Origin of the sequence: Aureimonas sp. OT7 (genome assembly GCF_014844055.1) — a bacterium.
In the GTDB taxonomy this organism is placed as follows: Bacteria; Pseudomonadota; Alphaproteobacteria; order Rhizobiales; family Rhizobiaceae; genus Aureimonas; species Aureimonas altamirensis_A.
The window spans coordinates 3,861,092-3,887,972 of the sequence record NZ_CP062167.1 but is presented as its reverse complement, the minus strand read 5'-3'; the positions used below and the strand labels follow the sequence as shown (position 1 = coordinate 3,887,972).

29 protein-coding genes are annotated in these 26,881 nt (G+C 65.5%); 16 read left to right on the top strand and 13 right to left on the bottom strand.

All coding sequences use genetic code 11. The features are described from left to right. Positions 1-47: 47 nt before the first annotated feature. A complete protein-coding gene (gene pyc / locus IGS74_RS18605; RefSeq protein ID WP_192388142.1) occupies positions 48-3,506 on the top strand; it encodes a pyruvate carboxylase in 3,459 nt (1,152 codons plus the stop codon). A gap of 3 nt (positions 3,507-3,509) precedes the next feature. Here the strand turns inward: pyc and IGS74_RS18600 are convergent, their stop codons facing one another. Then, positions 3,510-3,668, bottom strand: a complete 159-nt coding sequence (locus tag IGS74_RS18600) for a DUF3309 family protein (protein WP_192388140.1) — start codon at positions 3,666-3,668, stop codon at positions 3,510-3,512. Between the two features lie 82 nt (positions 3,669-3,750). Continuing rightward, entirely contained in the window at positions 3,751-3,909 is a 159-nt protein-coding gene (locus tag IGS74_RS18595) for a hypothetical protein (protein WP_156122414.1), read from the bottom strand. A gap of 119 nt (positions 3,910-4,028) precedes the next feature. On the opposite strand from IGS74_RS18595, the gene ispG reads away from it, so the two are divergent. Further along, positions 4,029-5,285, top strand: coding sequence for a flavodoxin-dependent (E)-4-hydroxy-3-methylbut-2-enyl-diphosphate synthase (gene ispG, locus IGS74_RS18590; protein ID WP_156122413.1), 1,257 nt, complete (start codon positions 4,029-4,031; stop codon positions 5,283-5,285). An 11-nt stretch (positions 5,286-5,296) separates the two neighbouring features. Then, positions 5,297-6,151 carry a transglycosylase SLT domain-containing protein gene (locus IGS74_RS18585; RefSeq protein WP_192388138.1) on the top strand — a complete coding sequence of 285 codons (855 nt, stop codon included), beginning with the start codon at positions 5,297-5,299 and terminating at the stop codon, positions 6,149-6,151. Positions 6,152-6,155: 4 nt separating this feature from the next. Here IGS74_RS18585 and IGS74_RS18580 read toward each other — a convergent pair whose 3' ends face one another. Continuing rightward, positions 6,156-7,010 (bottom strand): polyprenyl synthetase family protein, encoded by an 855-nt coding sequence (locus IGS74_RS18580; protein WP_192391883.1) that lies wholly within the window; start codon positions 7,008-7,010, stop codon positions 6,156-6,158. Between the two features lie 166 nt (positions 7,011-7,176). On the opposite strand from IGS74_RS18580, the gene mtgA reads away from it, so the two are divergent. Continuing rightward, a complete protein-coding gene (gene mtgA / locus IGS74_RS18575; RefSeq protein ID WP_192388136.1) occupies positions 7,177-7,923 on the top strand; it encodes a monofunctional biosynthetic peptidoglycan transglycosylase in 747 nt (248 codons plus the stop codon). A 216-nt stretch (positions 7,924-8,139) separates the two neighbouring features. Continuing rightward, positions 8,140-8,319 carry a 50S ribosomal protein L32 gene (rpmF, locus tag IGS74_RS18570; protein WP_039195390.1) on the top strand — a complete coding sequence of 60 codons (180 nt, stop codon included), beginning with the start codon at positions 8,140-8,142 and terminating at the stop codon, positions 8,317-8,319. A gap of 97 nt (positions 8,320-8,416) precedes the next feature. Here rpmF and phaR read toward each other — a convergent pair whose 3' ends face one another. Next, positions 8,417-9,025, bottom strand: coding sequence for a polyhydroxyalkanoate synthesis repressor PhaR (gene phaR / locus IGS74_RS18565; protein ID WP_192388134.1), 609 nt, complete (start codon positions 9,023-9,025; stop codon positions 8,417-8,419). Positions 9,026-9,245: 220 nt separating this feature from the next. On the opposite strand from phaR, the gene IGS74_RS18560 reads away from it, so the two are divergent. Both IGS74_RS18560 and phbB read left to right on the top strand, forming a co-directional pair. Next, on the top strand, positions 9,246-10,430 hold the full coding sequence (locus IGS74_RS18560; protein WP_039195387.1) for an acetyl-CoA C-acetyltransferase: 1,185 nt from the start codon (positions 9,246-9,248) through the stop codon (positions 10,428-10,430). A gap of 54 nt (positions 10,431-10,484) precedes the next feature. Beyond that, positions 10,485-11,210 (top strand): acetoacetyl-CoA reductase, encoded by a 726-nt coding sequence (gene phbB, locus IGS74_RS18555; protein ID WP_192388132.1) that lies wholly within the window; start codon positions 10,485-10,487, stop codon positions 11,208-11,210. 7 nt (positions 11,211-11,217) lie between these two features. Here the strand turns inward: phbB and IGS74_RS18550 are convergent, their stop codons facing one another. Together IGS74_RS18550 and IGS74_RS18545 are read right to left on the bottom strand one after the other, a co-directional pair. Beyond that, the gene (locus tag IGS74_RS18550; RefSeq protein ID WP_192388130.1) at positions 11,218-11,637 is read right to left on the bottom strand and encodes an META domain-containing protein; all 420 of its coding nucleotides are present in this window, start codon (positions 11,635-11,637) and stop codon (positions 11,218-11,220) included. A gap of 78 nt (positions 11,638-11,715) precedes the next feature. Continuing rightward, a complete protein-coding gene (locus IGS74_RS18545; RefSeq protein ID WP_156122411.1) occupies positions 11,716-11,994 on the bottom strand; it encodes a hypothetical protein in 279 nt (92 codons plus the stop codon). A 107-nt stretch (positions 11,995-12,101) separates the two neighbouring features. Here IGS74_RS18545 and IGS74_RS18540 point away from each other — a divergent pair, with 107 nt between their 5' ends. Further along, positions 12,102-12,374: a hypothetical protein gene (locus tag IGS74_RS18540; protein WP_039195381.1), complete on the top strand. Its 273-nt coding sequence runs from the start codon at positions 12,102-12,104 to the stop codon at positions 12,372-12,374. A gap of 17 nt (positions 12,375-12,391) precedes the next feature. Here IGS74_RS18540 and IGS74_RS18535 read toward each other — a convergent pair whose 3' ends face one another. The 3 genes from IGS74_RS18535 to IGS74_RS18525 all read right to left on the bottom strand — a co-directional run bounded on the left by IGS74_RS18535 (position 12,392) and on the right by IGS74_RS18525 (position 14,485). Continuing rightward, positions 12,392-13,120, bottom strand: coding sequence for an LrgB family protein (locus IGS74_RS18535; protein WP_192388128.1), 729 nt, complete (start codon positions 13,118-13,120; stop codon positions 12,392-12,394). Beyond that, the gene (locus IGS74_RS18530; RefSeq protein ID WP_192388126.1) at positions 13,117-13,500 is read right to left on the bottom strand and encodes a CidA/LrgA family protein; all 384 of its coding nucleotides are present in this window, start codon (positions 13,498-13,500) and stop codon (positions 13,117-13,119) included. Before IGS74_RS18530 ends, IGS74_RS18535 begins: the two co-directional genes overlap by 4 nt. A gap of 64 nt (positions 13,501-13,564) precedes the next feature. Next, complete coding sequence (locus IGS74_RS18525; RefSeq protein WP_192388124.1) at positions 13,565-14,485, bottom strand: LysR family transcriptional regulator; 921 nt, start codon at positions 14,483-14,485, stop codon at positions 13,565-13,567. A 279-nt stretch (positions 14,486-14,764) separates the two neighbouring features. On the opposite strand from IGS74_RS18525, the gene IGS74_RS18520 reads away from it, so the two are divergent. Genes IGS74_RS18520 through mmsB form a run of 7 tightly spaced genes read left to right on the top strand, consistent with a single transcriptional unit; the run spans position 14,765 to position 21,886 of the window. Further along, positions 14,765-15,970 carry an ABC transporter substrate-binding protein gene (locus tag IGS74_RS18520; protein WP_039195376.1) on the top strand — a complete coding sequence of 402 codons (1,206 nt, stop codon included), beginning with the start codon at positions 14,765-14,767 and terminating at the stop codon, positions 15,968-15,970. Between the two features lie 17 nt (positions 15,971-15,987). Further along, on the top strand, positions 15,988-16,782 hold the full coding sequence (locus IGS74_RS18515; RefSeq protein WP_192388122.1) for an ABC transporter ATP-binding protein: 795 nt from the start codon (positions 15,988-15,990) through the stop codon (positions 16,780-16,782). Then, positions 16,779-17,519 (top strand): ABC transporter ATP-binding protein, encoded by a 741-nt coding sequence (locus IGS74_RS18510; RefSeq protein ID WP_052195023.1) that lies wholly within the window; start codon positions 16,779-16,781, stop codon positions 17,517-17,519. The genes IGS74_RS18515 and IGS74_RS18510 overlap by 4 nt, the downstream gene beginning before the upstream one ends. 4 nt (positions 17,520-17,523) lie before the next feature. Beyond that, positions 17,524-18,408 (top strand): branched-chain amino acid ABC transporter permease, encoded by an 885-nt coding sequence (locus IGS74_RS18505; protein WP_192388120.1) that lies wholly within the window; start codon positions 17,524-17,526, stop codon positions 18,406-18,408. A 56-nt stretch (positions 18,409-18,464) separates the two neighbouring features. Next, on the top strand, positions 18,465-19,400 hold the full coding sequence (locus IGS74_RS18500) for a branched-chain amino acid ABC transporter permease (RefSeq protein ID WP_192391882.1): 936 nt from the start codon (positions 18,465-18,467) through the stop codon (positions 19,398-19,400). Positions 19,401-19,404: 4 nt separating this feature from the next. Continuing rightward, positions 19,405-20,994, top strand: a complete 1,590-nt coding sequence (locus tag IGS74_RS18495; RefSeq protein WP_192388118.1) for a GMC family oxidoreductase N-terminal domain-containing protein — start codon at positions 19,405-19,407, stop codon at positions 20,992-20,994. A 10-nt stretch (positions 20,995-21,004) separates the two neighbouring features. Further along, positions 21,005-21,886, top strand: coding sequence for a 3-hydroxyisobutyrate dehydrogenase (mmsB, locus tag IGS74_RS18490; RefSeq protein WP_192388116.1), 882 nt, complete (start codon positions 21,005-21,007; stop codon positions 21,884-21,886). Positions 21,887-21,889: 3 nt separating this feature from the next. On the opposite strand, the gene IGS74_RS18485 is transcribed toward mmsB, so the two are convergent. The 3 genes from IGS74_RS18485 to IGS74_RS18475 form a co-directional block, all read right to left on the bottom strand. After that, the gene (locus tag IGS74_RS18485) at positions 21,890-22,120 is read right to left on the bottom strand and encodes a hypothetical protein (RefSeq protein ID WP_192388114.1); all 231 of its coding nucleotides are present in this window, start codon (positions 22,118-22,120) and stop codon (positions 21,890-21,892) included. Between the two features lie 70 nt (positions 22,121-22,190). Further along, the gene (locus IGS74_RS18480) at positions 22,191-22,346 is read right to left on the bottom strand and encodes a DUF1289 domain-containing protein (RefSeq protein WP_192388112.1); all 156 of its coding nucleotides are present in this window, start codon (positions 22,344-22,346) and stop codon (positions 22,191-22,193) included. Between the two features lie 21 nt (positions 22,347-22,367). Then, positions 22,368-23,759: a GGDEF domain-containing protein gene (locus tag IGS74_RS18475; RefSeq protein ID WP_192388110.1), complete on the bottom strand. Its 1,392-nt coding sequence runs from the start codon at positions 23,757-23,759 to the stop codon at positions 22,368-22,370. A 253-nt stretch (positions 23,760-24,012) separates the two neighbouring features. Here IGS74_RS18475 and IGS74_RS18470 point away from each other — a divergent pair, with 253 nt between their 5' ends. Beyond that, on the top strand, positions 24,013-25,140 hold the full coding sequence (locus tag IGS74_RS18470) for an aminotransferase class I/II-fold pyridoxal phosphate-dependent enzyme (RefSeq protein WP_348641899.1): 1,128 nt from the start codon (positions 24,013-24,015) through the stop codon (positions 25,138-25,140). Here IGS74_RS18470 and IGS74_RS18465 read toward each other — a convergent pair. Further along, positions 25,133-26,758 (bottom strand): GMC family oxidoreductase, encoded by a 1,626-nt coding sequence (locus IGS74_RS18465; protein ID WP_192388106.1) that lies wholly within the window; start codon positions 26,756-26,758, stop codon positions 25,133-25,135. The genes IGS74_RS18470 and IGS74_RS18465 overlap by 8 nt on opposite strands. Positions 26,759-26,881: the final 123 nt, after the last annotated feature.

The window sequence follows — 26,881 nt, the reverse complement described above, 5'->3', positions numbered from 1 at the left end:
AAAAATGAGCCCCGTGGCTCGCATATGTGCAGTGGAGGGGACGTTCCGTGACGATAGCCAAGATTCTGGTCGCCAACCGGTCCGAAATCGCCATCCGCGTGTTTCGGGCAGCCAATGAGTTGGGCCTGAAGACCGTGGCCGTTTGGGCGGAGGAGGACAAGTACGCCCTCCATCGCTTCAAGGCGGACGAGTCCTACCAGATCGGCCGCGGCCCCCATCTGACGCGCGACCTCGGCCCCATCGAAAGCTATCTTTCCATCGAGGAGATCATCCGCGTCGCACGAACTTCCGGCGCCGACGCGATCCATCCCGGTTATGGACTGCTTTCGGAAAGCCCGGAATTTGCCGATGCCTGCGCGCAAGCGGGCATAACCTTCATCGGCCCGCGGCCGGATACGATGCGCCGGCTTGGAAACAAGGTGGCCGCGCGCAACCTGGCCATCGAGGTGGGCGTGCCGGTGGTGCCGGCGACCGACCCCTTGCCCGACGACATGGCCGAGGTGCGTCGGCTGGCCGCGCAGATCGGTTATCCCGTCATGCTTAAGGCGTCGTGGGGCGGCGGCGGGCGCGGCATGCGCGCCATTCGCTCCGAGGCCGACCTTGAACGCGAGGTAACGGAAGGCAAGCGTGAAGCACGGGCCGCCTTCGGCAAGGACGAAGTCTATCTCGAAAAGCTGGTCGAGCGCGCCCGTCATGTCGAGGTGCAGGTTCTCGGCGATACGCATGGCAACGTGGTGGACCTGTTCGAACGGGACTGCTCGATCCAGCGCCGCAACCAGAAGGTGGTCGAGCGGGCGCCGGCCCCATATCTGTCCGATCCGCAGCGCCGCGAGCTGGCGGCCCATGCCCGCAAAATCGCGGAGGCCACCGACTATGTCGGGGCCGGCACGGTCGAATTCCTGATGGATGCCGATACCGACGCATTCTACTTCATCGAGGTCAACCCGCGCATCCAGGTCGAGCATACGGTGACGGAGGAAGTCACCGGCATCGACATCGTGAAGGCGCAGATCCACATCCTGGACGGGCATGCCATCGGCACGCCGGAATCGGGCGTGCCGGCGCAGGGCGACATTAAGCTGAACGGCCACGCGCTGCAGTGCCGCATCACGACGGAAGACCCGGAGCACAATTTCATACCGGATTACGGGCGCATCACCGCCTATCGCGGGGCAACGGGCTTCGGTATCCGGCTCGATGGCGGCACCGCCTATTCGGGAGCGGTGATTACGCGCTTCTACGATCCGCTGCTGGAGAAGGTGACGGCCTGGGCCCCGACGGCCGAGGAAGCCATCGCGCGGATGGACCGCGCCCTGCGAGAGTTCCGCATCCGGGGCGTGGCCACCAACCTGACTTTCCTGGAAGCGATCATCGGCCATCCGCAGTTTCGCGACAACACCTATACGACCCGCTTCATCGATACGACGCCGGATCTGTTTCGACAGGTGCGCCGCCGCGACCGCGCGACCAAGCTTCTGACCTATCTTGCCGATGTCACGGTGAACGGCCATCCGGAAACGCGGGGACGGCCGCGACCGGCGGCGGACCTGCGGCGTCCGCAGGCGCCCCTGTTCCATGCCGAGATCGCGCCCGGTACGCGTCAGAAGCTGGATGAGCTGGGTCCGCGCGGCTTCGCCGACTGGATGCTGGCCCAGAAGCAGGTGTTGATGACGGACACGACCATGCGCGACGGCCACCAGTCGCTGCTGGCGACCCGCATGCGCACCTTCGATATCGCCGCGGTCGCCGATTCCTATGCGCGGGGCCTGCCGCAACTGCTCAGCCTCGAATGCTGGGGCGGCGCGACCTTCGACGTGTCCATGCGCTTCCTGACGGAAGACCCCTGGGAGCGGCTGGCGCTGATCCGCCAGCGCGCACCCAACATCCTGCTGCAGATGCTGCTGCGCGGCTCCAACGGGGTCGGCTACACCAACTATCCCGATAATGTCGTGAAGCGCTTCGTAGCAGAGGCGGCGCGTGGCGGCATCGACCTGTTCCGCGTGTTCGACTGCCTCAACTGGGTCGAGAACATGCGCGTATCGATGGATGCGGTGCTGGAGGCGGACAAACTGTGCGAAGGCGCGCTCTGCTACACGGCCGACCTGTTCGATGAAAGCCGGCCGACCTACAGCCTGAAATATTATGTCGACCTGGCCCGCGAACTCGAAAGCGCCGGTGCGCATATCCTGGGCGTGAAGGACATGGCCGGCCTGCTCAAGCCGGCGGCGGCGCGCGCGCTGTTCCGCGCCCTGAAGGACGAGATCTCCATTCCCATCCATTTCCACACGCACGACACGTCGGGCATTGCGGCGGCCACGGTGCTGGCGGCGATCGAAAGCGGCGTCGACGCGGTGGACGCCGCCATGGACGCGCTGTCCGGCAATACCTCGCAGCCTTGCCTCGGCTCCATCGTCGCGGCGCTGGAAGGCAGCGAGCGCGACCCCGGCCTGTCGCAAGAGGCCATCCGGCGCATCTCCTTCTACTGGGAGGGGGTGCGCGGGCAGTATGCCGCCTTCGAAAGCGACCTGAAGGGGCCGGCGTCGGAAGTCTATCTCCACGAGATGCCGGGCGGGCAGTTCACCAACCTCAAGGAGCAGGCGCGCTCGCTCGGGCTCGATACGCGCTGGCATCAGGTGGCGCAGACCTATGCGGACGTGAACCGGATGTTCGGCGATATCGTCAAGGTCACGCCTTCGTCGAAGGTCGTCGGCGACATGGCCCTGATGATGGTGTCGCAGGATCTGACCGTCGAAGAGGTGCAGGACCCGGCCCGGGAGATTGCCTTTCCGGAATCGGTCGTCTCGATGCTGAGGGGTGATCTCGGCCAGCCGCCGGCCGGCTGGCCCGAGGCGCTTCAGAAAAAGGTTCTGAAGGGCGACAGCCCGATCACCGTGCGGCCCGGCGCGTTGATCGCCGCCGCGGACCTCGATGCTGAGCGGCGCACCGTCGAGGAGAAGCTGGGGAACAAAATCGACGACCAGGCCTTCGCGAGCTACCTGATGTATCCAAAGGTCTTTACCGATTTCGCGCTTGCAGCCGATCGGTACGGACCGGTGTCCATGCTGCCGACCCTCAATTATTTCTATGGTATCGCGCAGGAGGAGGAGATCCTCGTCGACCTGGAGCGCGGCAAGACGCTCGTGGTGCGTTGCCTGGGCATCGGCGATACCGACGAAAAGGGGATGCGCACCGTCTTCTTCGAGTTGAACGGCCAGCCACGGCGCATCAAGGTTCCCGACCGCTCGCGCGCCGACCAGGTGATCGCGCGGGCCAAGGTGGACCCGGCAAACGCCAACCAGGTCGGCGCGCCGATGCCGGGCGTCGTCTCCACGCTGTCGGTTTCTCCGGGGCAGAGCGTGCGGGCCGGCGACGTGCTCCTGTCCATCGAGGCGATGAAGATGGAAACCGCGCTGCATGCCGAGCGCGACGGCGTCATCGAAGCCGTCAACGTGAAGGCCGGTGACCAGATCGACGCCAAGGACCTTCTGGTCAGCTTTGCCGGATAGGTTCTAGATGCGGCCGAGCAGCAACAGGATCAGCACGACGATCAGGACGAAGCCCAGAATACCGCTCGGCCCGTATCCCCAGCTTCTCGAATAGCCCCAACTGGGAAACGCGCCGATCAGAAGCAGCACGAGAATGATGACGAGGATCGTTCCAAGGGACATGGCGTGCAGCTCCGCGAAGTCTGTCTCGTCCTCTAAAGGTCGCAGGCCGGCCCCCGGTTCCATCGGTTCCGTCTGCTCACGATCAGATGATCTGCGTCACCCAGGCCAGGACGGCGATCGTCAGGACGATGCCGGCAACGATGGCCGGCCGTGGGCTCAGGCTGCGCGACCAGGGCCAGACCGGCCACGACGCGATGAAGAGCAGGAGGGCGGCAAGATTGACGATAGCGCCGAAGGACATGGCTGGCTTCCGATTGCATGACATCCGGGCCGGCGAGACGGCAATCGCCGCATGCCATTTTCCCGCCCGGTGAAGCCCTATATGGTGTGCACGACCAGAGGCAAGCCCGGACGCCATCGATGACCATGATGCAGGATATTATCGCAGACCCGTTGCCCCGCCGGCCCACGGTGGGCGTCGACGTGGGTGGCGTGCGTGTCGGCGGGGGCGCGCCCGTGGTCGTTCAGTCGATGACCAACACGGATACCGCGGATGTCGATTCGACGGTCATGCAGGTGGCGCAACTCGCGCGGGCCGGTTCGGAGATCGTCCGCATCACCGTGGACAGGCCGGAATCGGCCGCAGCGGTGCCGCGTATCCGCGAGCGCCTTGAAAGGCTCGGGCTCGACGTGCCGCTTGTGGGCGACTTCCATTACATCGGCCACAAGTTGCTGGCCGATCATCCCGATTGCGCGGCCGCGTTGGCGAAGTATCGCATCAACCCCGGCAATGTCGGCTTCAAGGACAAGAAGGACCGGCAGTTTGTCGATATCGTGGAGATGGCGATCCGACACGACAAGCCCGTGCGTATCGGCGTCAACTGGGGTTCTCTCGACCAGGAGCTGCTGACGCGCCTGATGGACGAAAACAACCGCCTGCCGACGCCGCGCCCCGCAAGGGCCGTCATGCGCGAGGCGATCATCCAGTCCGCTTTGCATTCGGCGGCGCTGGCAGAGGAAACGGGGCTGGCGCGCGAGCGCATCATCCTGTCCGCCAAGGTGTCGAACGTCCAGGATCTCATCGCCGTCTACCGGGACCTGTCGCGGCGCACCGACCACGCCATTCATCTGGGCCTGACCGAAGCCGGCATGGGCTCGAAGGGCATCGTCGCATCGTCCGCCGCGATGGGCATCCTGCTGCAGGAAGGCATCGGCGATACGATCCGTGTGTCGCTGACGCCGGAGCCCGGCGGCGACCGGACCCGGGAGGTGCAGGTGGCGCAGGAAATCCTGCAGACGATGGGCTTCCGCCAGTTCATACCCATCGTCGCGGCCTGTCCGGGCTGCGGGCGCACCACCTCGACCCTGTTCCAGGAACTGGCCGAGACGATCCAGTCCGACATCCGCGCCGCCATGCCGGAATGGCGTGACCGATATCCCGGAGTGGAAAGCCTGTCGGTTGCCGTGATGGGGTGCATCGTCAATGGCCCCGGCGAATCCAAGCACGCCGATATCGGCATTTCCCTGCCCGGCACTGCCGAAGTCCCGTCTGCGCCCGTCTATATCGAGGGACAGAAGGTGGCGACCCTGCGCGGCGCCCATATCGCCGAAGAGTTCCGCGTCATGGTGGCCGACTACATCGAGCGGCGCTTCGGCAGGCCGGTCGCCGCGCAATAGGGGCCGGTCGGTTGCGGTGGCTTCGCCTCCTGCCGGTTGCCGCAACGGTCTGGGCGCTTGCCGCCGTGGGCACACTCGCCGAAGAGCCCGAAGCCGACTCGCTCGTCGGCGCGATCTGCGATCTCATCGCGGACAATGCCGTCGAAGCGGGCATGTCGCCGGATTTCTTCGCCCGGCTGATCTGGAAGGAGAGCCGCTTCGATGCCGGGGCGATCTCGCCGGTCGGGGCACGTGGCATCGCGCAGTTCATGCCGTATACGGCGGCCGAGCGCGGACTCGAAGACCCGTTCGACCCGAAGCAGGCGATCCCGCATTCCGCCGGCTATCTCCGCGACCTGAAGGCCGAACTCGGCTCGTGGGGCCTTGCCGCCGCCGCCTATAATGGCGGCATCAACCGGGTGAAGCGCTGGATGCGGTCGGGCGGCCGGCTTCCCTTCGAGACGGAAGACTATGTCCTGTCGATCACCGCCTATCCTGCATCCTGGTTTCGGGACGAGGTGGGCCGCGACTTCGAGGCGAGGCCCCTGGACGCGGACCTGTCCTTCGAGGAATCGTGCCGGCGGCTGCCGATCATGGAGACGCGCGCGGTCTTCGCGCTGGCGGAAAGCGCGCCGATGCGGCCGTGGGGCGTGCAGGTGGCCGGCCATGTCAACGAGGCCATCGCGCTGCGAATGTATCGGCGGCTGCAGGACGCCCACCCGTCCGTGCTGGGCGGGGTCGATCCGATCCTGATGCGCGCCCGCCCGGCTTCCGGCCCACGTCGCATCACCGCGGTGCGCGTGGGTGCCGACAGCCGGGCACAGGCCAATGCCATCTGCACCCGCCTTCGCGGCGATGGCGGCGCCTGCGTCGTGCTGCGCAACTGACGCTTCAGCGGTCGCGCCCGGCAATGAAACGGGCGGTCTCGCAGAGGGTGGCGCCTGCCTTGCCGAAGGGTGATAAAAGCTCTTCCGCCTCCGACACCAGGCTTGAAAGGCGATCGCGCGTCCACTGCAGCCCATGCAACGCTGGCAGCGTCTTCTTGCCCCTGTCCCTGTCCTTGCCGGCGGCCTTGCCCAGCGTCGCCGCATCCGCCGTCTCGTCCAGAAGGTCGTCGGCAAGCTGGAAGGCGAGCCCGACCACTTCGCCGAAGCGGCGCAGCCGCGCGCGGTCGGCCGGCGAGGCATCCATCAGCACGGCGCCGGCTTCGCAGGCGAAGGCGATCAGCGCACCGGTCTTCATGGCCTGCATGCGGGAGATGGACGCCTCGTCCAGCGTATCGGTTTCGGCCATGAGATCGAGCATCTGGCCGCCGGCCATGCCGGCCGCCCCGGCATCGCGCGACAACAGCGAAACGAGGGCCAGCCGCGCCGCGGGGGAAAGGTCTTCCGCCCGCGCGACGAGCCCGAAGGCAAGCGTCAGCAGGCTGTCGCCCGCAAGGATGGCCGTTGCCTCGTCGAAGGCCTTATGCACGGTCGGTCGGCCGCGCCTCACATCATCGTCATCCATGGCGGGCAGGTCGTCATGGATGAGCGAATAGCAGTGGATGCATTCGAGCGCGGCGGCAACCTGCGCCGCGCCTGCCGGCGGAACGCCGAAAAGGGCGGCCGATTCGAGGGTCAGGAAGGGGCGAAGCCGCTTGCCGCCGCCCAGTGAGCCGTAGCGCATCGCTTCGGCAAGCCGGGCCGGCATGTCCGCCAGAAGCGGCGCGGATGCCGACAGGGCGTCGGCAAGCGTCGTCTCCATCGCCGCGGCGGACGCGGTGAGCCTGTCGGAGAATGCCGGGGAATAGGAGCTTGTCACGAGGCGCGTTCCTGACCATGCTTGTGCGGGAACTCCCCGTGTGCCGGACTGGCCGTCGGCGGGCAAGGCCTTTACGCTGCGGCGCCGGCCCGGCAGGCGATGTGTGGACATGAGCGAACTGAATCTCGAGGCTGAACCGGAAAGGAAACGGCAGGTGCGCAAGCGAACGTTCGGCGGGCGGCTGAAGCGATTCGCACTGCTGCTGATCCTGGCCGTCGTGGCGTTGCCGCTGGTGCTGGTTCCCATCTACGCGATGCCGTCCTCGCGCCCCGTATCGACCCTGATGCTCCTGGAGCATTTCGCCTTTCAGCCCTATGACCGGCAGTGGGTGCCGCTCGAGGATATCGCCCCGGTGCTCGTTCGCTCGGTGATGATGTCGGAAGACGGCCAGTTCTGCGCCCATGGAGGCGTCGACTGGGCCGAGTTCGCAGGGGTGATGGATGGGGCCTTCAGCGGCGATGGACCCAGCCGGGGCGCCTCTACCATACCGATGCAGACGGTGAAGAACCTGTTCCTGTGGAACGGCCGTTCCTACGTGCGCAAGGGGCTGGAGTTGCCCCTGGCCATGTATGCGGACACGCTGTGGACCAAGCGCCGGATGATGGAGATCTACCTCAACGTCGCCGAATGGGGACCCGGCGTCTACGGCATCGAGGCCGCGTCGCGCTATTATTACAACCGCCCTGCATCCGAACTGTCCAGCCGGCAGGCGGCGCTGCTGGCCGTGACGCTGCCGTCGCCGCTGTCACGCGATCCGGCACGACCCAGTGCGGCGCTGGCGCGTATGGCGGATCGCATCCAGGCACGAGCCCGGGCATCGGCAGAGTACACGCAGTGCCTGGAACTCGGCCGCTGACGGTGCGAAGCCGGCGGGGGGACTTTTCTTTCGCTGCCGCTTTTGGTATTGGGCGGTCACGATTTCCCCGATGCAGGTGAACACGTGGGATTGCTCAAGGGCGATCCACGGTCGGCTGCAGCGTGGACGGTGGCGGAGCCGATCGAGCCCGACGCCATGGCAACAACAGTATAGACAAGCGATGGGGCCCGAGCCGTCATCGCGACGGAGCACGACATGGCCGTACCCAAAAGAAAGACGACGCCCTCCAAGCGCGGCATGCGCCGCTCGGCCGATGCGCTGAGCGCGCCGACCTACGTGACGGACAAGAACTCGGGCGAGCTGCGCCGTCCGCACCACATCGACCTGAAGACGGGCGTCTATCGCGGCCGCCAGGTTCTGAAGGCGCAGGACTAAAGTTTCACCGCAAGGGCCGTTGCTCGGCCCGAATGGTTCTATCCGACGGGAAGGCCGGTGCATGCACCGGCCTTCTTGCGTTGCGGCAAGGCGCGTATCAGCTTTTGCGGGAGTCGAGGGCCTCGATACGCTTCTGCATCTCGGCAAGCTCCTGCCGCATGGCTGCCAGGTCTTCCGCGGGGGAGGCTCCGCCACCGGCCTTCGCTGCAGTGTTGGCCGTTCCGTTCTGCGCCGGCTGCCCCTCGGTCATGGCGTTCGCGATGAAGGGGTTGAAGACGCTCATCGCCTGACGGAACAGTTCCGTGTTGCGGCGCACCTGATCCTCGATCAGCCGGGTCGTCTGCGCGACCGCCTCCGCCGGGTTGGTCCGAAACCGCTCCTGCTCGTGCGAGAAGGCCGTCATCGACTGTTCCAGATAGGCCGGGATCACCATCTGCATCTGATCGCCGTAGAAGCGTATGAGCTGGCGCAGGAAGGTGATCGGCATCAGGTTCTGGCCGTTCTTGTTTTCCTGCTCGAAGATGATCTGCGTCAGCACCGAATGGGTGATGTCTTCGCCGGTCTTGGCGTCCTGGACGACGAAGTCCTCGTTGCCCTTTACCATCGCGGCGAGGTTTTCCAGCGTCACGTACATGCTGGTGCCGGTGTTGTAGAGGCGCCTGTTTGCGTATTTCTTGATGACCGTCGTTTCGTTCCTGCGAGCCATAGTTTCTCTCCCGAGCATTGCGCCTCCGCGATGCCGCTTCGCCTCTGCGGGCGAATGCTGCACTGCCTAAAAGAACATACCGGTCATAGCGCGGCAATCCAAACCTTTGTCATGTGAGGATGCTCTTTTGTACCGTACCGTCCCTTCACAAAGACCTGCGTCCGGGCTTTGATGGGCGGGAAGGGCAGGCTCGACCTGCCTCCAAGGAGGAAATTTCATCATGAGTGCCGCTCAATCCATCGTCATCGTGGGCGCCGCCCGCACGCCGGTCGGCGCGTTCAACGGCGCCTTCGCCAATGTACCGGCGCATGAACTGGGCGCCGCCGCGATCGGTGGCGCGCTCGCGCGCGCCGGCGTCGACGCCGCCGAGGTGGACGAGGTGATCCTGGGTCAGATCCTGCAGGCGGGCGAAGGGCAGAACCCGGCCCGGCAGGCGGCGATGAAGGCCGGATGCCCGAAGGAAACCACCGCCTGGGCGCTGAACCAGCTTTGCGGCTCCGGCCTGCGCGCCGTGGCGCTGGGGATGCAGCAGATCGCCCTGGGCGATGCCCGCATCATCGTGGCCGGAGGGCAGGAATCGATGTCCATGGCGCCGCACGCGGCGCATCTGCGCGGCGGCCAGAAGATGGGTGACCTGAAGCTCGTCGATACGATGCTGAAGGACGGCCTTATCGACGCCTTCCACGGCTATCACATGGGTATCACGGCCGAGAACGTCGCCCGCCAGTGGCAGATCACGCGCGACGAGCAGGACGGCTTTGCCGTGGCCTCGCAGAACAAGGCCGAGAAGGCGCAAGGGGAGGGCCGCTTCCGCGACGAGATCGTGCCCTTCACGGTGGCGGGCCGCAAGGGCGACACCGTCGTCGACCAGGACGAGTACATCAAGCCCGGCACGACGCTGGACAAGGTGCAGAAGCTGCGGCCGGCCTTTGACAAGGAAGGCTCGGTCACGGCGGCCAACGCCTCCGGCATCAATGACGGTGCGGCCGCCCTGGTGCTGATGTCCGAGGACGAGGCTTCCCGCCGCGGATTGTCGCCCATGGCGCGCATCGTGTCCTGGGCGACGGCCGGCGTGGACCCGGCGCTGATGGGGTCCGGCCCGATCCCGGCATCCCGCAGGGCACTGGAAAAGGCCGGCTGGTCGATCGAGGATCTCGACCTCATCGAGGCCAACGAGGCCTTCGCGGCGCAAGCCTGCGCGGTCAACAAGGATCTCGGCTGGAACCCGGACATCGTCAACGTGAACGGAGGCGCTATCGCCATTGGGCATCCGGTGGGCGCTTCCGGCGCGCGGATCGCCAACACGCTGCTGTTCGAAATGCGGCGGCGGGGCGCGCAAAAGGGCCTGGCCACCCTCTGCATCGGGGGCGGCATGGGCATCGCCATGTGTTTCGAAGCCATGTGAGAAAAAGAATCGCCTGGCAGCAAGGCCGGCGGCGTCGAGTGGGAGGAGATGCGCATGCAGAGGACGGCAATCGTAACCGGTGGCACGCGCGGGATCGGCGCGGCCATCGCCAGGGCGCTTTCGGCGGCGGGCTACAAGGTCGCCGCCAATTACTGTGGCAACGAGGCGGTCGCGGAACGCTTCACGGCGGATACGGGGATCGCCACCTTCCGGTGGGACGTATCCGACTATGACTCCTGCGGACGCGGCGTCGCCGCGGTCACGGAGGCGTTGGGCCCACCGGATATCCTCGTCAACAATGCCGGCATCACGCGGGACGCGATGTTCCACAAGATGACGCCGCAGCAATGGAACGAGGTCGTGGCCACCAACCTGACGGGCCTGTTCAACATGAGCCGCCTTGTCTGGGAGGGAATGCGCGAGCGCGCGTTCGGCCGCATCGTCAACATTTCGTCGATCAACGGGCAGAAGGGCCAGATGGGCCAGGTGAACTACTCGGCCGCCAAGGCCGGGGATATCGGCTTCACCAAGGCGCTCGCCCAGGAGGGCGCCCGCAAGGGCATTACGGTCAACGCCATCTGCCCCGGCTATATCGACACCGACATGATGGCGACGATCTCGGACGATGTCATGCAGAAGCATATCCTGCCGCAGATCCCTGTCGGCAGGCTGGGGCAGGCGGACGAGATCGCCCGCACCGTGCTGTTTCTGGTGGACGAGGAAGCCGGCTTCGTTACCGGCTCCACCGTGACGGTGAATGGCGGCCAGTATCTCGCCTGAGCGGCGCTCAGGCGTTCGTGCCGCGCACCAGCACCATCAGGCTCTTGCCATCGGCACCCAGAAGGACGAGACGGCCATCGGCCGCCTCGCGCCAGCCGGTAACGCTTTCCAGTGCCGACAGGAAGGCGCGTTCCTGCTCCATCACGGCGCCGGCGCAGGCCATGCGTGTGGTGGCGAGCGCTCCGAAACCCATCTCGTCATCGGCCAGCGTGGCCGTTCCGCTATAGCGGTTGCAGCCACTGGAGCCATTGACGCGGCCGTCCGCCTGGATGATGAGCGACGGTTCCGTCTGGTCCAGCACGCCGGCATCGCCAATCGTCTCGACCGTCCAGGCGCCGACCGGCGCCATCGCGGCTGGCTCGTCTGCCAGCGCGCCGGAGGCCAGGATAGCGAATGCGGAGAGGCCCGCCGTGATCAGGGCGCGCATGTCTTTCCCCTTCGTTCGATCGTCATGCGAAGTGAGGATAGGGCGCGGCGTCGGTTGCGGCACCCCCCCCCCCTCGTATCAGATGGCGTCGCCGGTTGCAGGGCCAGGGACGGAAACGAGGACATAGCGCTGCCGGCGACCGATCAGCATCAGCGGCACGCTGGCGAAGGACAGGATGAGCGCGGCGGCTGCGAAAAGCCCGATCAGCGGATTGTCTTCCATCGCAGTCGTATAGAAGATCTGATACGTCTCATACAGGAAGATCGGCGGGCAAAAGGTGAACAGCAACGCGCCAGCATAGCCGTGTGTCCGGAAACGGGTCGTCACCAGCGTTTCGTTGTGGCCGGAAATGGTCATCTGTCCTCTCGCCTTGTCCTTCGGATCGACCATTTTCCGACTTAAACCTTGCGCCAGCCAATCGACGCCGCCCAGGCGGCCAGGACAGGATAAGAGAAGGAACCGCCATGCGCACCGTAACCACTCTTTCAATAGCGGTCCTGCTGCTGTCGGGATGCACCGTCGCCGGCGGTGCGACGGCCTTTCGCGGCGAAATTGTCGCCCCCGACGACGCCCCCGTGTCGCGCTGCGACAATTATGCGCGTCAGACCTATTACAACGCTCTGGAAGATTATTCGGACGATCGCGGCAGCCTGTCGTCCCGCCTGATGACGCGACAGACGGCCGAGCGCGCCGCAGATCGAGCCTATGAGCGCTGCCGCCAGGGGCGGTTGAACTAGGTTCCGGCCCAAGGGCGTCAACGCATCAGCAGTCCGACCAGCGGCGGCAGGATGATCGAGGTGGTCAGCGCGTTCAGCCCCATGGCGATACCGGCGAAGGCTCCGGCCAGGGAATCGACGGTAAAGGCGCGCGCCGTGCCGATGCCATGCGAGGCGAGACCCACGGCGAAGCCGCGCGCGGCGTAGTTGCGAATGCGCAGGGCGTTCATCATGGGCGTGACGATCAGCGCGCCGATGATGCCCGTCAGGATGCACATGGCGGCCGTCAGCGCCGGCTGGCCGCCGATGGCCTGCGAGATACCCATGGCAACGGGGGCCGTCGCCGATTTCGGCGCAAGCGACAGGATGGCGACCTGCGGCAGCCCCAGCCACCGCGCCATCATCACGGTGACGGCGATGGCCGTTGCCGAACCGACGACCAGGGCGGCCAGCAGCGGCACGAAATTGTCCATGATGACGCGGCGTGCGCGATACAGCGGAATGGCGAGGGCCACGGTTGCCGGGCCAAGCAGAAAATGGACGAACTGCGCACCGTCGAAATAGCTTCGATACGGCGTGCCCGTGATGGCCAGGAGCGCCGCGATGATGAGAATGGCGATCAACACCGGGTTGGCCACGGGATTGCGGCCGGTGCGGATGGCGACCTCGTCGGCGACAAGCCAGGCCAGCAGCGTCACCGTCAGCCACAGCAGCGGGGATGCGGACAGATAGGCCCACAGCTCGAAGGGGGTCGGCGTGCCGATCATGCGTCGCCCCGGCCCTTCGTCAGCCGGTGGACCCCCACGAAGGTGACGACCGTCACCACCAGCGTCACGACCACCGAAACGACAAGCACCGCTGCGAAACCCATTGCGTTGCCGGACAGCAGCCCCAGATGATCCACCAGGCCGACGCCCGCCGGGACGAACAGAAGCCCCAGCATGCCGAGAATCCTGTCGGCCACACCGCCCAGCCCGCCGTCGGACCCCGCGTCGAGTACGCCGCCGCCGGTGCTGCCGGTTGCCAGAAGCAGAGCGAAGAGGAGGAGCAGCCCGATGACGGGGCCGGGCACGGGCATGCCGAAGCCGTGTGCGACGGCTTCGCCGGCAAGCTGGCATAGGAGGATGAGGGCAATCGGTTTCAGCATGTGGGCGACGGTCTCCGGACAGTGCGCGGCAGCTTAGGCGATGGCGGGGGGCCGCGAAAGAAGGTCAGTCTTGCAGGATCGGGCGCGCCATGAACATGTCCTCGAAGGCGGCGGCCTCGCCTCGGATGAAGTCGCGGACGACGCGGATGCGGGGCGCGTCCGCAAGGTCTTCGCGGCACGACAGCCAGTACTCCCGTTCGATATGAAGCTCCTGCGGCAGGACAGGCACAAGCTGCGGATAGGCGCGCGCGATGAAGTAGGGCAGGATCGTCATGCCATAGCCCGCCAGCCCGGCGGCAAGCTGGGCGATGATGCTGGAACTCTGGTAGCCGGCGCGTTTGCCGGGCAGGATGTCGCGCAGATAGTCCAGCCCCGGCGCAAAGATCATGTCATCGATATAGCCCGCCAGGGGATGCTCCATCGCCTCGGCGCGGCTGCGGATTGGCGGGTGCCGCTCCAGATAGGATCGGCTGGCATAGACGAGCAGGCGATAGCGCGCGATCTTCTCGACCTGATAGGGGCCGGCGGCCGGCGGATGCAGGGCGACCGAAATATCGGCCTCGCGACGGGACAGCGACAAGATCTGCTGCAGCGTCATGAACTCGATCAGGAGGCCGGGATTGCGCGAGGCGAAATCCGGCAGGCGTGACGACAGGAAAAAGCTGCCGAACCCTTCGGGGGTCGATAGACGGATGACGCCGCGCAGGGCGGCCGCCTCGCCCGAGATGATCTCATGCAGACCGTCGGCGGTCTGCTCCATCGCCTGCGCATGGGCGACGAGACGCTCTCCGACACCGGTCAGCGTGTAGCCGCGCGGCGAGCGCTCGAAAAGGCGCAGCGATAACGACTGCTCGAGCCTGTCGATCCGACGAGATACGGTGACGTGATTGCTTCGCAGCCGCCGCGCCGCCGACGAAAGCTGGCCGGTCTGCGCCACGGCCAGGAAATAACGCAGGTCGTCCCAGTCGAACCCGATACCCGGCATGGAGCCACGCTTTCGTACAATTGCCTGTACGAAAGCGTACATATCTTGTGCGGAAAATTCCATATGCGATGCATCATGCCGATGCTAGCCTCGTCGCAGAGGTTGTGGCCGGTTCACCGCAGGAAACGGAGCCGCCCAATTTCAGCCCGATCGCGACACAGAGCGCGGCGGGCGCCGGGAGGATGGATGTATCGCGGCGCTCGACGCGTCGTCGTGGCTCTTGCCGCGATACTGCATTTCCCGTGGACCTGAATCGTGGCACCCCGGGAGGCTTCCTCAATGCACAAACTGTCCGTCCTGACCGCAGCCCTTCTGGCAGCCGTCGCCATGCCGGCGATGGCGCAGATATCCGACGATGTCGTCAAGATCGGCATCCTCAACGACCAGTCCGGCGTCTATGCCGATTTCGGCGGTCGCTGGTCTTACGAGGCGGCGCTGATGGCAGTGGAGGATTTCGGCGGAACGGTGAACGGCGCGAAGATCGAGGTGATCACCGCCGACCATCAGAACAAGCCGGATGTCGCCTCCAATATCGCCCGTCAGTGGTATGATACGGAAAATGTCGACACCATCATGGAGCTGACGACATCCTCGGTGGCGCTTGCGGTCCAGGGCCTGTCCAAGGAGAAGAAAAAGATCACCATGGCGACGGGGCCGGCCACGACGGCCCTGACCGGCGAGCAGTGCAGCCCCTACGGGTTCCATTGGGCCTACGACACCCACGCCCTGGCCGTCGGCACGGGCGGCGCACTGGTGGAGCAGGGCGGCGATACCTGGTTCTTTCTGACGGCGGACTACGCCTTCGGCTATTCGCTGGAAGAGCAGACGACGAAATTCGTGACCGAGCACGGGGGCACGGTGCTGGGATCGGTACGCCATCCGCTGTCCAATACCGACTATTCTTCCTTCCTGCTGCAGGCTCAGGCATCCGGCGCAAAGGTGATCGGCATGGCCAATGCAGGCCTGGATACTGCCAACACCGTCAAGCAGGCATCGGAATTCGGCATCGTGCAGGGTGGCCAGAAACTGGCGGCGCTCCTGTTCACGCTGGCGGAGGTGCATGGCCTCGGCCTGCAGGCCGCGCAGGGCATTACGCTGACCGAGGGGTTCTACTGGGACCGTGACGACGAAAGCCGCGAATTTTCGCAGCGCTTCTTCGAGCGCACGCAGCGCATGCCGAACATGGTGCAGGCGGGCACCTACTCCACCGTCACCCAATATCTCAAGGCGATCCAGAAGGCCGGCACCGACGAGACGGAGGCGGTCGCCAAGGCGCTGCATGAAATGCCGGTGGACGACGTGTTCGGGCGTGGCGGCAAGGTGCTGGCCAATGGGCGCATGGTCTACGACATGTACCTGATGGAGGTGAAGTCGCCGGACGAAAGCACCAAGCCCTGGGATTACTACAAGGTGCTTGCGACCATCCCGGGCGACCAGGCCTATCTGTCCGCCGAGGAAAGCGGCTGCCCGCTCGTGACGCAGTAAGCGGCATGGGGGCGCCGATGATTGACCAGCCGCACCCGGACGGTGGGGCGCAAGCCGGCGAGGCAGGGGCTGTGCTCCTGTCCTGCCGCGGACTGCGTCGTGACTTCGGAGGGTTCACCGCCGTCAACAACGTCGATCTCGACGTGCGGCACGGAGAGGTCCATGCCCTTATCGGGCCGAACGGAGCCGGCAAGACCACGGTCTTCAACCTTTTGACCAAGTTCCTGCAGCCGACGCGCGGGCAGATCACCTTCGACGGCCAGGATATCACCCGTGCCTCGCCCTCCGCGGTGGCGCGCAAGGGGCTTGTCCGATCTTTCCAGATTTCGGCGACCTTTCCTCACCTGACCGTTCTCGAAAACGTCCGGGTGGCGCTACAGCGGCCGCGCGGTCTGGCCACCCAGTTCTGGCGGCCGGTATCCGCCCTCGACGTGTTGAACGCGCGGGCGCTGGAACTTCTTGAAGAAGTCGGGCTGGCGGAGGCGCGGAACGCGCTGGCCGCGGATCTGTCCTATGGGCGCAAACGCGTTCTCGAGATCGCAACCACACTGGCGCTCGACCCGAAGGTGCTGCTGCTCGACGAGCCGATGGCCGGCATGGGGCAGGAGGATATCGGCACGGTATCGGAGCTCATCCGGCGTGTCGGACGGGACCGCTCCGTCCTGATGGTGGAGCATAACCTCAAGGTCGTCGCCAATCTGTGCCAGCGGATCACCGTGCTCCAGCGCGGCGAGATCCTGGCGGCCGGTGACTACCAGACGGTGTCCAGCGATCCACGCGTCCGAACCGCCTATATGGGGACACAGGAATGAGCCACGCCGCCACCTCCCATCGATCGACCGATGCCGGGCCGGCGCTCCTGTCGGTGCGCGGCCTGAACGCCTGGTACGGCGAAAGCCATGCGCTGCATGGCGTGGACCTGGACATCGCCAGCGGCGAGACGATCACGCTGATCGGCCGCAACGGCGTCGGCAAAACCACCACGCTGCGCGCCATCATGGGCATCATCCCGAAGCGCACCGGGACCATCCGCTTCGATGGCCGCGACATGATGCCGGTGCCATTGCATCGCACCGCGCATCACGGCATCGGCTTCGTGCCGGAAGAGCGCGGCATTTTCGCCTCGCTGACGGTAGAGGAAAACCTGACGCTGCCGCCAGTCGTCGGCAAGGGCGGCATGACCCTCGACGAAATCTACGATCTTTTCCCCAACCTGCACGAGCGGCGGGCCTCCGGCGGGACGAAACTGTCGGGTGGCGAGCAGCAGATGCTGGCGATCGCGCGCATGCTGCGGTCCGGCGTGCGGCTGCTGCTCCTGGACGAACCCACCGAGGGGCTGGCACCCGTGATCGTGGAGCGGATCGGCGAAATCCTGATCGAACTGAAGAAGCGCGGATTGACCGTCCTACTGGTGGAGCAGAATTTCCGCTTCGCGGCGCGGGTCGCCGACCGTTTCTACCTGATGGACCACGGCACGGTGGTGGACAGTTTTGCCACGCGGGATCTGGCCCATCACCAGCAACGCCTGAACGAAGTGCTGGGAGTCTGAGCTCATGACCATGATCTTCGGCGTGCCCGTCCAGGCCCTGATGGGGCAATTATTGGTCGGGCTGATCAACGGCTCCTTCTATGCCATGCTCAGCCTTGGCCTTGCCGTCATCTTCGGCCTGTTGCGCATCATCAATTTCGCCCATGGCGCGCAATACATGCTCGGCGCTTTCGCCGGCTATCTTCTGCTGGCCTATGGCGGCATCGGTTTCTGGCCTTCGCTCGTCCTGGCGCCGCTGATCGTCGGCCTGACCGGCGCGTTGATCGAGAGGCTGGCTCTGTCGCGTCTCTACGACCTCGACCACCTCTACGGGCTGTTGTTCACCTTCGGCCTTGCGCTCGTGCTCGAAGGCACGTTCCGCTATTATTCCGGCGCATCCGGCCAGCCGTATGCGCCGCCGCCGCAACTGGCGGGCGGCACCAATCTCGGCTTCATGTTCCTGCCCAACTATCGCGGCTTCATCGTGGTCGCATCGCTGATCGTGTGCCTGGCAACCTGGCTGCTGATCGAGAAGACCAAGCTCGGGGCCTATCTGCGCGCCGCAACCGAAAATCCAACCCTGGTGCGTGCTTTCGGCATCAACGTGCCGCTGCTGCTCACCTTCACCTACGGCCTCGGCGCGGCGCTGGCCGGGCTGACGGGCATCCTCGCGGCGCCCGTCTACCAGGTCAGCCCCCTGATGGGCTCCAACATCATCATCATCGTCTTCGCCGTCGTGGTGGTGGGCGGCATGGGTTCCATCGGCGGGGCCATCGTCACCGGGTATCTGCTGGGGCTGTGCGAGGGGCTGACCAAGGTCTTCTATCCGGAGGCGTCCAACATCGTCGTCTTCGTCATCATGGCGCTGGTGCTGCTGGTACGGCCCGCCGGCCTGTTCGGGAGGGCCTGACATTGGCAAACGCGACATATGGCGTAGCGGCCACCGAACGCCGGGGCGCGGCGCCGATGCGACTGGCGTTGCTGGCCATCGCGATCGGGGCCCTGATCCTCGCGCCGATGACCCTGTACCCGGTCTTCCTGATGAAGCTCCTGTGCTTCGCGCTCTTCGCATCGGCCTTCAACCTGCTGCTCGGCTATACCGGCCTCCTGTCCTTCGGGCATGCGGCCTTCTTCGGCGGGGCAGCCTATTTCACCGCCCATGCGGTGAAGGTCTGGGGCCTGTCGCCGGAACTCGGCATTCTCGTCGGCATGGCGGGCGCTGCGTTGCTGGGCCTCGTCATGGGCTTCCTGGCCATCCGCAGGCAGGGCATCTACTTTGCCATGGTGACGCTGGCGCTGGCGCAGATGTTCTTCTTTTTCTGCCTGCAGGCGCCCTTTACCCATGGCGAGGACGGCATCCAGGCGGTGCCGCGCGGCATGCTGTTCGGCTTCCTGGACCTCGGCCAGAGCCTGAACATGTACTATTTCGTGCTCGCGGTTTTCCTGGTCGGCATGTTCGCCATCCATCGCATCGTGCAATCGCCCTTCGGCATGATCATGAAGTCGATCCGTGAAAACGAAAACCGCGCGATCTCGCTCGGCTATTCGGTCAATTCCTACAAGCTCGCCGCCTTCGTGATGTCGGCGACGCTGGCCGGGCTGGCGGGCTCGGTCAAGGCGCTGGTCTTCCAGTTCGCGACGCTGACGGACGTCGCATGGCAGATGTCGGGCGAGGTGATCCTGATGACGCTGCTCGGCGGCATCGGCACCATGCTCGGCCCGTTCTTCGGGGCGGCCATCGTGGTGACACTTCAGAACTACCTTGCCACCTCGTCCTTCCCCGTCACCATCATTACCGGCCTGATCTTCATGGTGTGCGTGCTGGTGTTTCGCCGGGGCATCGTGGGCGAGTTCCAGAACTCCAGATTCGGCCGGCGCATCATGGAGCGCCTCGGCGCCTGACATCATGACCGATACATTCGATTACATCGTCGTGGGCGGCGGTACCGCCGGCTGCACGCTCGCCAACCGGCTATCCGCCGGCACACGCAGCGTGTTGCTGCTGGAAGCGGGCGGGCGCGACAATTACGCCTGGATCCACATTCCGGTCGGCTATCTGTACTGCATCGGCAACCCGCGCACGGACTGGTGCTTTTCCACCGAGGCGGAGGCCGGCCTGAATGGCCGCGCGCTGGGCTATCCGCGTGGCAAGGTGCTGGGCGGCTGCTCGTCCATCAACGGCATGATCTACATGCGCGGCCAGGCCCGGGACTACGACCTGTGGCGCCAGATGGGCTGCGAGGGCTGGGCCTGGGACGACGTGCTGCCGCTGTTCCGCGCCAGCGAAGACTATTATGCCGGGGCCGACGTCATGCACGGTACGGGCGGCGAATGGCGTGTAGAAACCGCCAGGCTGCACTGGGATATCCTCGATGCCTTCCGCGAGGCGGCCGCGCAATACGGCATTCCGAAAATCGAGGATTTCAACCGCGGCGACAATGAAGGCTCGTCCTACTTCAAGGTCAACCAGAAGCGCGGCGTGCGCTGGAACACCGTCAAGGCATTCCTGCGGCCGGCCGAGAAGCGGCCGAACCTTTCCGTGCAGACAGGAGCGCAGGTGCGTCGCCTGTTGATCGAGGACGGACGCGCCGTCGGCGTGGAGTACGAGATGGGCGGCGCCATACGCAAGGCGGCCTGCCGTGCCGAGGTTGTCCTGAGTGCCGGTGCCATCGGCTCCCCGCACATCCTGGAACTGTCCGGGATCGGCAGCGGCAGCGTGCTCAGGGAAGCGGGCCTCGAGACGGTCGTCGACCGCCCGGCCGTCGGCGAGAACCTGCAGGACCACCTGCAACTGCGCTGTGCCTACAAGGTGTCGGGCATCCGCACGCTGAACGAGCGTGCCTCCACCATGGGCGGCAAGATGATGATCGGCCTGGAATATGCCGTATCGCGCTCGGGTCCGATGTCCATGGCGCCCAGCCAGCTCGGCGTCTTCACGCGGTCGGATCCGGCCTTCGAGACGGCCAACCTGCAATATCACGTGCAGCCCCTCAGTCTCGAGAAGTTCGGCGAGAACGTCCATTCCTTCCCGGCCTTCACCGCCAGCGTCTGCAACCTGCGGCCCGAAAGCCGGGGCAGCGTACATCTGCGGTCGCCCGACCACCGGCAGCAGCCGGCCATCCGCCCCAATTACCTGTCGGCGGAAGCGGACAAGCGCGTCGCTGCCGATTCCATTCGCATCACCCGGGCCATCGTCGGCCAGCCGGCGCTCGCACGCTACAGCCCGCAGGAGTTCAAGCCCGGTCCGTCCTTCGAGACCCAGGAAGAGCTCGAACGCGCTGCCGGCGATATCGGCACGACCATCTTTCACCCGGTCGGCACCTGCCGGATGGGAAGCGATCCGGATTCGGTGGTGGACCCGCGCCTTCGGGTCCGCGGCGTCGACGGCCTGCGCGTGGCCGACGCCTCGATCATGCCGACGATCACGTCCGGCAATACCAACTCGCCCACGGTCATGATCGCCGAAAAGGCGGCGCGCATGATCCTGGCGCACTAGGAGACAGGGGATGAGCATGCGGATCGCCTTCGTCGGCCTCGGCAATATGGGGCTGCCCATGGCCCTCAATCTGGAGGCGGCCGGCTATCGGGTCATCGGCTTCGATCTTGCGGAGGGCGCCCGCGCCGCCGCGCAGGATGCCGGACTGCCGCTGGCCACGGGGCTGGCCGATGCCGTGGCCGACGCACAGGCCGTCATCACCATGCTTCCGGCAGGCCGTCACGTCATCGGTGTCTGGACCGACCTTGCGTCGCTTGCTGCCCCGGGCACGCTGCTGGTCGACTGCTCGACCATCGATGTCGACAGCGCGCGCGAGGCCCACCGGATGGCCGCCTCGGCCGGCATGCTGTCGTTGGATGCGCCGGTATCCGGCGGCACGGTCGGCGCGGAAGCGGCCACGCTGACGCTCATGTGCGGGGGGTCGGCCGAAGCCTTCTCGGCCGCACAGCCCGTATTGACGCGCGTCGGCAGGCGGATCGTCCATTGCGGCGCCGCAGGTGCGGGGCAGGCGGCCAAGATCTGCAACAACATGATCCTCGGCATTTCGATGATTGGCGTGGCGGAAGCCTTCGTGCTGGCCGAGAAGCTGGGCCTGTCGCACCAGGCGCTGTTCGACGTGGCCTCGACGTCGTCCGGCCAATGCTGGTCCCTGACAACCTACTGCCCGGTGCCCGGGCCGGTGCCGGGTTCGCCGGCAAACCGCGACTACAAGCCCGGCTTCGCGGCCGCGCTGATGCTTAAGGATCTGGGGCTGGCGCGGGCGGCTGCGGAGGGGTCGGGGGCGGCGACGCCTTTGGGCCACCACGCCGAGGAAATCTACGCCGCGTTCGACGCCGCAGGCGGTGGCGGCGAAGATTTCTCGGCTGTGATCAAGTATCTGCGCGATCGCTGAGCGTCAGGCAGAGGCGCGCTCCGTCAGGACATAGCCTTCCGAAACCAGTTGCGTGACATTGAGCGCCGGTCGTCGATAACCGAACTCCCGCCGCTCATCGTCGCTGAGGAGGATTTCCCAGATGGACCCGCGGTGATGGCCGCGATAGCGCCCTGCCGGCAGCACACGCCGGCGCACCATGACCTCGTCGGGCACGATGAAGGTTTCGACCGTATCCACCGCCATGCTGACCATGATCACCGCCCCGTGGTTAACGCACTTTCATCATTTGGGCGATAATGCGGCGATCCCGTGTTTCGTTCCCTTACCGGCGTCGGCGGGGAAGAGCCGCCATGATGGCGGCGCGCTCGGCATCGCTCATGCTGCCCCAACGCGCGATCTCGTCGATCGTGCGCCGGCATGCCGTGCAAATGCCAAGGCGCTTGTCGAAGGTGCAGATATTCAGGCAGGGACTTTCCATGCGGATGGCGTAGCGCCTTGTTCAGGCGGGGACAAGCTCGGACATCACCCGGTTGCGGCCGCCCTTCTTGGCCGAGTAGAGAAGCCTGTCGGCCTTCTGCAGCGCGTCGGACAGGCTGTTTCCGCCCGGTTCGGTCGAGCTCAGGCCGATGCTGACCGTGATGCCGAACGCGCGAACCTCGCGCATCTCGATCGTCATGAAGGATATCGCCTCTCTTAGCCTCTCCGCGAACAGGAAAGCCTCGCGCGTTCGCGTGTTCGGCAGGATGAGGGCAAATTCCTCGCCGCCCATGCGGCCGAAGTGGTCACCGTCGCGCAGCGCTCTGCGCACGGCGTCGGCGAAGCTGCGCAGGGCGGCATCGCCGGCCGCATGGCCGTAGGTGTCGTTGATCAACTTGAAGCGGTCGACATCGAGCACCAGGACGGCGCATCGTGCCTGCGCCGCAGCGCTGCCGGCGCGGCGCAGAAATTCCGGCCGAGACAGGGCTCCCGTCAGAGAGTCCGTTGCCAGCGCCTTCTGCAACTGCCGCATCAGGACCAGGCGGCTTGAGCTGATGGACGAGACGGCCAGAGGGCCGAGGATCAGCAGCGTCAGCGCGAACCGGAGCGAGACGATATTGCGCGCGTCGGCCAGATCGACGCGCATATCGACCAGCCCGGAGGCGATCGCGACATTGGCAAGCACCAGGTACAGAAGAAGGACGATGGTGTTGGTGAAGAGCGGCAGGGAGATCGCAAACCACAACAATGCCGGAAGCGGAAAGAAAACGGCTCCCGGCCCGCCGACCACGACGCCGAACAGGCAGCACAAGCCGAATGTCAGTGTCGGGGCCGCCAGGCGCCGCACCGACGTCCGATCGGAGTTGTGCTGCCTCAGGGCGCGACGCCACCGATGGGGAAACGTCGCGATAAAGGGCAAGATGGCCACGTAGCTTGTCATCTCGGCCGAAAGCCACTGTGCAAAAGAGGCGGTCAGGGCATGACCGAAAAGCGCATTGGACGCCAGGGCGCCGCAGGTCGAGGTGATCATGGCCGGGACGCAGGCTGCTGCTGCCAGCTTGATCACGGAATTGGGGCGCCGAAGCCGAAACTCCTGGGGCGACATCCCACGCAACATGACGACACCTGCTGCGATACCGACGAGGTTGGCCGCGTTCAGCAGCAGCGCGGCGCTGATCGTGCTTCCGGTTACCAGGTCCGCCGCCACAAAGCCTGCGGCCACCGCGACCCATTCCAGCGGCTGTCCGAGCTTGCGGTAGCGGGCGAACAGGCCGACGACGATGGCGTTGGCTGGCCAGAACGCGGCCAGAAGACCGACCGGGCGCGAGAATATGCCGACGAGGCACGCGCCGAAGACGATCGCGAACATCAGGGAAATGCGAACGACCCGCTCGCTGGAGGCATCTGTCGTCATGGCTTTCCAGCTTTCACGCATGAATACGCGCTACCAGGGAGTTGGACCCGGATACGGCGGCTGCAGACTTGGATGTGACATATCCATAGTATTGTATGCGTGCAATCTAAGGTTGTTTTCCCATAAGGCGACTACGCCTTTTTGGTAATGTCTCGGCAGGAAGTTCGCGCTGCCAACTCCGTCTGGAAAGGGAAGATGGCATCCTCAGTAGACGAGGACAGGCCTCAGGGCCGGAGGAGTTCAAGTGCCATCGATGGGAATGCAGGAGTGGATCGCCGCCGGCCGCGCGATCGCGCAGGGTCACCTGACGCGCCATGGCAGGGAGGCACGCTTCACCAACGCCTTCGAACATCGGCTGGCCGAGATGACCGGTGCCCGGCACGCGCTGGCGGTCTCGTCGGGAACGGCCGCGCTGATATCGGCGCTGGTCGGCGCAGGGATCGGGCCCGGTGACGAGGTTCTCGTGCCGGCCTATACATGGATGGCCACGGCCGCGGCCGTCGTCATTGTCGGCGCGGTGCCGATCTTCGTCGATATCGACGAAACGCTGACCATCGACCCCCACGACATCGAGCGCAAGATCACGCCCTATACGCGGGCCATCATGCCGGTCCACATGGGCAATGCGCCGTGCGACATGGATAGCGTCATGGCCATCGCCGCAAGGCGCGGACTGGTCGTCATCGAGGATGCCTGCCAGGCCGTCGGCGTCCGATACAGGGGGCGGTATTTGGGCGCGATCGGTGACCTCGGCGCCTACAGCTTCAACAAGATGAAGAACATGAATATCGGCGAAGGCGGTGCCGTGCTGACGGGCAACAGCCGCTATTTTGCCAGGGCCCGGGGTTACCACGACCTCGGTGACCTGATCCGCGACCACGAAAAGCCGCTCGAGGAACCGGCCCTCATCGGCGTCAACTACAAGGTAACCGAAATCCAGACCGCGATGCTGTCGGTGCAACTGAAGAAGGTCGGGCCCATGCTGGAGCGTATGCGCAAGCGGCGCGCCATGATGGCCGAGATCCTATCCGGCAGTTCCAGCTTCTGCGTGACGCCCCATAACGATTCCGACAACGCCGTCAGCCTGACGCTGCTGGCCCCGTCGAAGGAGGCGGCCGTCGAGTTGCAGGCGCGCCGTGGCGTGTGGAATCGCCTGCGCGACAGCTCGAAGCACGTCTATACGAACTGGGAGCCCATCCTTGCCCAGCGTACGTCCCACCCGAAGCTGAACCCCTGGGCCTGGGCGAACCGGGAAATCCGCTACGACCGTGACATGTGTTCCAGGACGCTCGACATACTGGACCGTACCTGCGTGGTGAACCTGGGGATGAACTATCCGTCCGCACTCATGCGCCGCATAGCGACCGGGATCGTCAAATGAGCTCTTCGACCCGTCGGCGTTCGGGATCGGCCGCCCGCCCGAGCCGCTGGCGGGATGCGTGCGCAGCGGCCCGCGCCGACAAAGCCATGATCGTCAGAGTCGGATTCTGGACGCCGAGCGACGGCAACGCGGCTGCATCGGTGACATAGAGCCCCTTGGTGTCCCAGCACTCGCCGTTGGCATCGACCACCGATGTCGACGGGTCGGACCCCATCCGCGCAGTGCCGCACTCGTGGATGCCGGTGCCCGGCGGCGCTATCTCCTTGCTGAGATAGTCGATGTCGACATGAAGCGCACGGGCCGCTTCGTCCACGGTTTCGAGCATGTGGCGGGCAATGGCGAGGTCGGCATTGTCATAGCGGCAGTCGATGCTGAGGACAGGAATGCCGAACCGGTCCTTCCGCGACGACAAAGTCACACGGTTCTCCGGGCGAGGGCGCATCGGGGAGAAACCGACGATATCGATCCGGGCTCGGTGCTCGCCTGTCGGCTGGCGATGGAACTGCATGCCGAAGGGGCCTTCGAGCGCCTCGCCGGTTGCGGGGTGGTCTACCTGCGCCATGGCCGGGACATAGAGGCAGCGGCCATGCTCGGCTTCCGTCGTCTCGTCACCCTTCCGCACATCGACCTGGCCAGCGCAACTGGCAACGGCGTGGTCCATGACGAAGCGTCCGAGGGCGTCGGAATGCATGCCGAGACCGTCCCGGTCGGCGGGATCGCGCGACATCAGAAGAATACGTGTGGTTTCGAACGCCGAGGCGCACAGGAAGACAATCGGCGCTTCCGCCGACCGGCGTTTGCCGCTGCGGCCATCGATCCAGCCGACGCCGGTCACGCAGCCCTTGCCATCCCGGTGCACGCGATCGACGATGGCGCCCGTGGCCAGCGTCAGGCGTCCGGTTTCGGCCGCCATCGCGACCCAGTCCAGCGGCGGTGCGTAGCGGCCGAGAATGGGATGCAGGTCGGGCAACCGGTCCTGAAGCGCCGAGATCATCGCGGCCTCTTCGGGCCGCGGCGTAAGCATGGTATGGATGAGACTGTCCGGCGCCAGCCTGGAGCTGTCGTTGCCGCCTCTCAGGCGCAACTTTTCTTCGACGGCTTCGTATGAGGGCTCGAGTTCGGTAAGGCCGAGCGGCCAGGCAGGCCGCCCATGGGTGTCACCGCGCAGATCGGCCGCGGCCATGCGATAATATTGCCGCCCATGGCCCGGCACCACCATCCTGCCTCCGACCTGGCGGGACCGGAACCAGTTGAACCGCGTACCCGGCGCCGTCTCGTAGGGGCAGTCACGATCGTCGACGAGGGAGCCGGGAGACAATTTCCATGCAAAGCATCGCGACTGAACCGGCTGCCGGAGTCGCCCGAAGGCCGACAGCGCCTTCAAGCCGAGTGCGTTCACCGTGGGCGGGATGGAGCGGCGTCGCATACTGTTGGTGATGGAGGCGATGATCCGCGCGGACGGCGCGTTGACGCCGGACAGCGATGACGTCGGCTCCCACCCGGCCTCCAGCACCAGGACGCGCAGCCCGGCCTGCGTCAGTTCTTGGCATGCAACGCCACCTGCCGCGCCGCTGCCTACGACGATGGCGTCATAGGGTGCGGCGCGGTCTGCGTGCATAATATCGTGCGCTACACTACTGGCATGGAATGGCATTTTCGTAAATCAGATCATCTTTGCCAATTCGACAAAGAAATATTATGTGCGCGCACCTATATATTCTATGGCGCACATTTATTCGGC

What these genes read in the sequence shown, in the direction of transcription:
- IGS74_RS18600 (WP_192388140.1), bottom strand. Translation starts at nt 3,668, where the DNA reads ATGTCCCTTGGAACGATCCTCGTCATCATTCTCGTGCTGCTTCTGATC.
- IGS74_RS18595 (WP_156122414.1), bottom strand. Translation starts at nt 3,909, where the DNA reads ATGTCCTTCGGCGCTATCGTCAATCTTGCCGCCCTCCTGCTCTTCATC.
- ispG (WP_156122413.1), top strand. Translation starts at nt 4,029, where the DNA reads ATGACCATGATGCAGGATATTATCGCAGACCCGTTGCCCCGCCGGCCC.
- IGS74_RS18580 (WP_192391883.1), bottom strand. Translation starts at nt 7,010, where the DNA reads ATGGAGACGACGCTTGCCGACGCCCTGTCGGCATCCGCGCCGCTTCTG.
- mtgA (WP_192388136.1), top strand. Translation starts at nt 7,177, where the DNA reads ATGAGCGAACTGAATCTCGAGGCTGAACCGGAAAGGAAACGGCAGGTG.
- rpmF (WP_039195390.1), top strand. Translation starts at nt 8,140, where the DNA reads ATGGCCGTACCCAAAAGAAAGACGACGCCCTCCAAGCGCGGCATGCGC.
- phaR (WP_192388134.1), bottom strand. Translation starts at nt 9,025, where the DNA reads ATGGCTCGCAGGAACGAAACGACGGTCATCAAGAAATACGCAAACAGG.
- IGS74_RS18560 (WP_039195387.1), top strand. Translation starts at nt 9,246, where the DNA reads ATGAGTGCCGCTCAATCCATCGTCATCGTGGGCGCCGCCCGCACGCCG.
- phbB (WP_192388132.1), top strand. Translation starts at nt 10,485, where the DNA reads ATGCAGAGGACGGCAATCGTAACCGGTGGCACGCGCGGGATCGGCGCG.
- IGS74_RS18550 (WP_192388130.1), bottom strand. Translation starts at nt 11,637, where the DNA reads ATGCGCGCCCTGATCACGGCGGGCCTCTCCGCATTCGCTATCCTGGCC.
- IGS74_RS18545 (WP_156122411.1), bottom strand. Translation starts at nt 11,994, where the DNA reads ATGACCATTTCCGGCCACAACGAAACGCTGGTGACGACCCGTTTCCGG.
- IGS74_RS18540 (WP_039195381.1), top strand. Translation starts at nt 12,102, where the DNA reads ATGCGCACCGTAACCACTCTTTCAATAGCGGTCCTGCTGCTGTCGGGA.
- IGS74_RS18535 (WP_192388128.1), bottom strand. Translation starts at nt 13,120, where the DNA reads ATGATCGGCACGCCGACCCCCTTCGAGCTGTGGGCCTATCTGTCCGCA.
- IGS74_RS18530 (WP_192388126.1), bottom strand. Translation starts at nt 13,500, where the DNA reads ATGCTGAAACCGATTGCCCTCATCCTCCTATGCCAGCTTGCCGGCGAA.
- IGS74_RS18525 (WP_192388124.1), bottom strand. Translation starts at nt 14,485, where the DNA reads ATGCCGGGTATCGGGTTCGACTGGGACGACCTGCGTTATTTCCTGGCC.
- IGS74_RS18520 (WP_039195376.1), top strand. Translation starts at nt 14,765, where the DNA reads ATGCACAAACTGTCCGTCCTGACCGCAGCCCTTCTGGCAGCCGTCGCC.
- IGS74_RS18515 (WP_192388122.1), top strand. Translation starts at nt 15,988, where the DNA reads ATGATTGACCAGCCGCACCCGGACGGTGGGGCGCAAGCCGGCGAGGCA.
- IGS74_RS18510 (WP_052195023.1), top strand. Translation starts at nt 16,779, where the DNA reads ATGAGCCACGCCGCCACCTCCCATCGATCGACCGATGCCGGGCCGGCG.
- IGS74_RS18505 (WP_192388120.1), top strand. Translation starts at nt 17,524, where the DNA reads ATGACCATGATCTTCGGCGTGCCCGTCCAGGCCCTGATGGGGCAATTA.
- IGS74_RS18500 (WP_192391882.1), top strand. Translation starts at nt 18,465, where the DNA reads ATGCGACTGGCGTTGCTGGCCATCGCGATCGGGGCCCTGATCCTCGCG.
- IGS74_RS18495 (WP_192388118.1), top strand. Translation starts at nt 19,405, where the DNA reads ATGACCGATACATTCGATTACATCGTCGTGGGCGGCGGTACCGCCGGC.
- mmsB (WP_192388116.1), top strand. Translation starts at nt 21,005, where the DNA reads ATGAGCATGCGGATCGCCTTCGTCGGCCTCGGCAATATGGGGCTGCCC.
- IGS74_RS18485 (WP_192388114.1), bottom strand. Translation starts at nt 22,120, where the DNA reads ATGGTCAGCATGGCGGTGGATACGGTCGAAACCTTCATCGTGCCCGAC.
- IGS74_RS18480 (WP_192388112.1), bottom strand. Translation starts at nt 22,346, where the DNA reads ATGGAAAGTCCCTGCCTGAATATCTGCACCTTCGACAAGCGCCTTGGC.
- IGS74_RS18475 (WP_192388110.1), bottom strand. Translation starts at nt 23,759, where the DNA reads ATGACGACAGATGCCTCCAGCGAGCGGGTCGTTCGCATTTCCCTGATG.
- IGS74_RS18470 (WP_348641899.1), top strand. Translation starts at nt 24,013, where the DNA reads ATGGGAATGCAGGAGTGGATCGCCGCCGGCCGCGCGATCGCGCAGGGT.
- IGS74_RS18465 (WP_192388106.1), bottom strand. Translation starts at nt 26,758, where the DNA reads ATGCACGCAGACCGCGCCGCACCCTATGACGCCATCGTCGTAGGCAGC.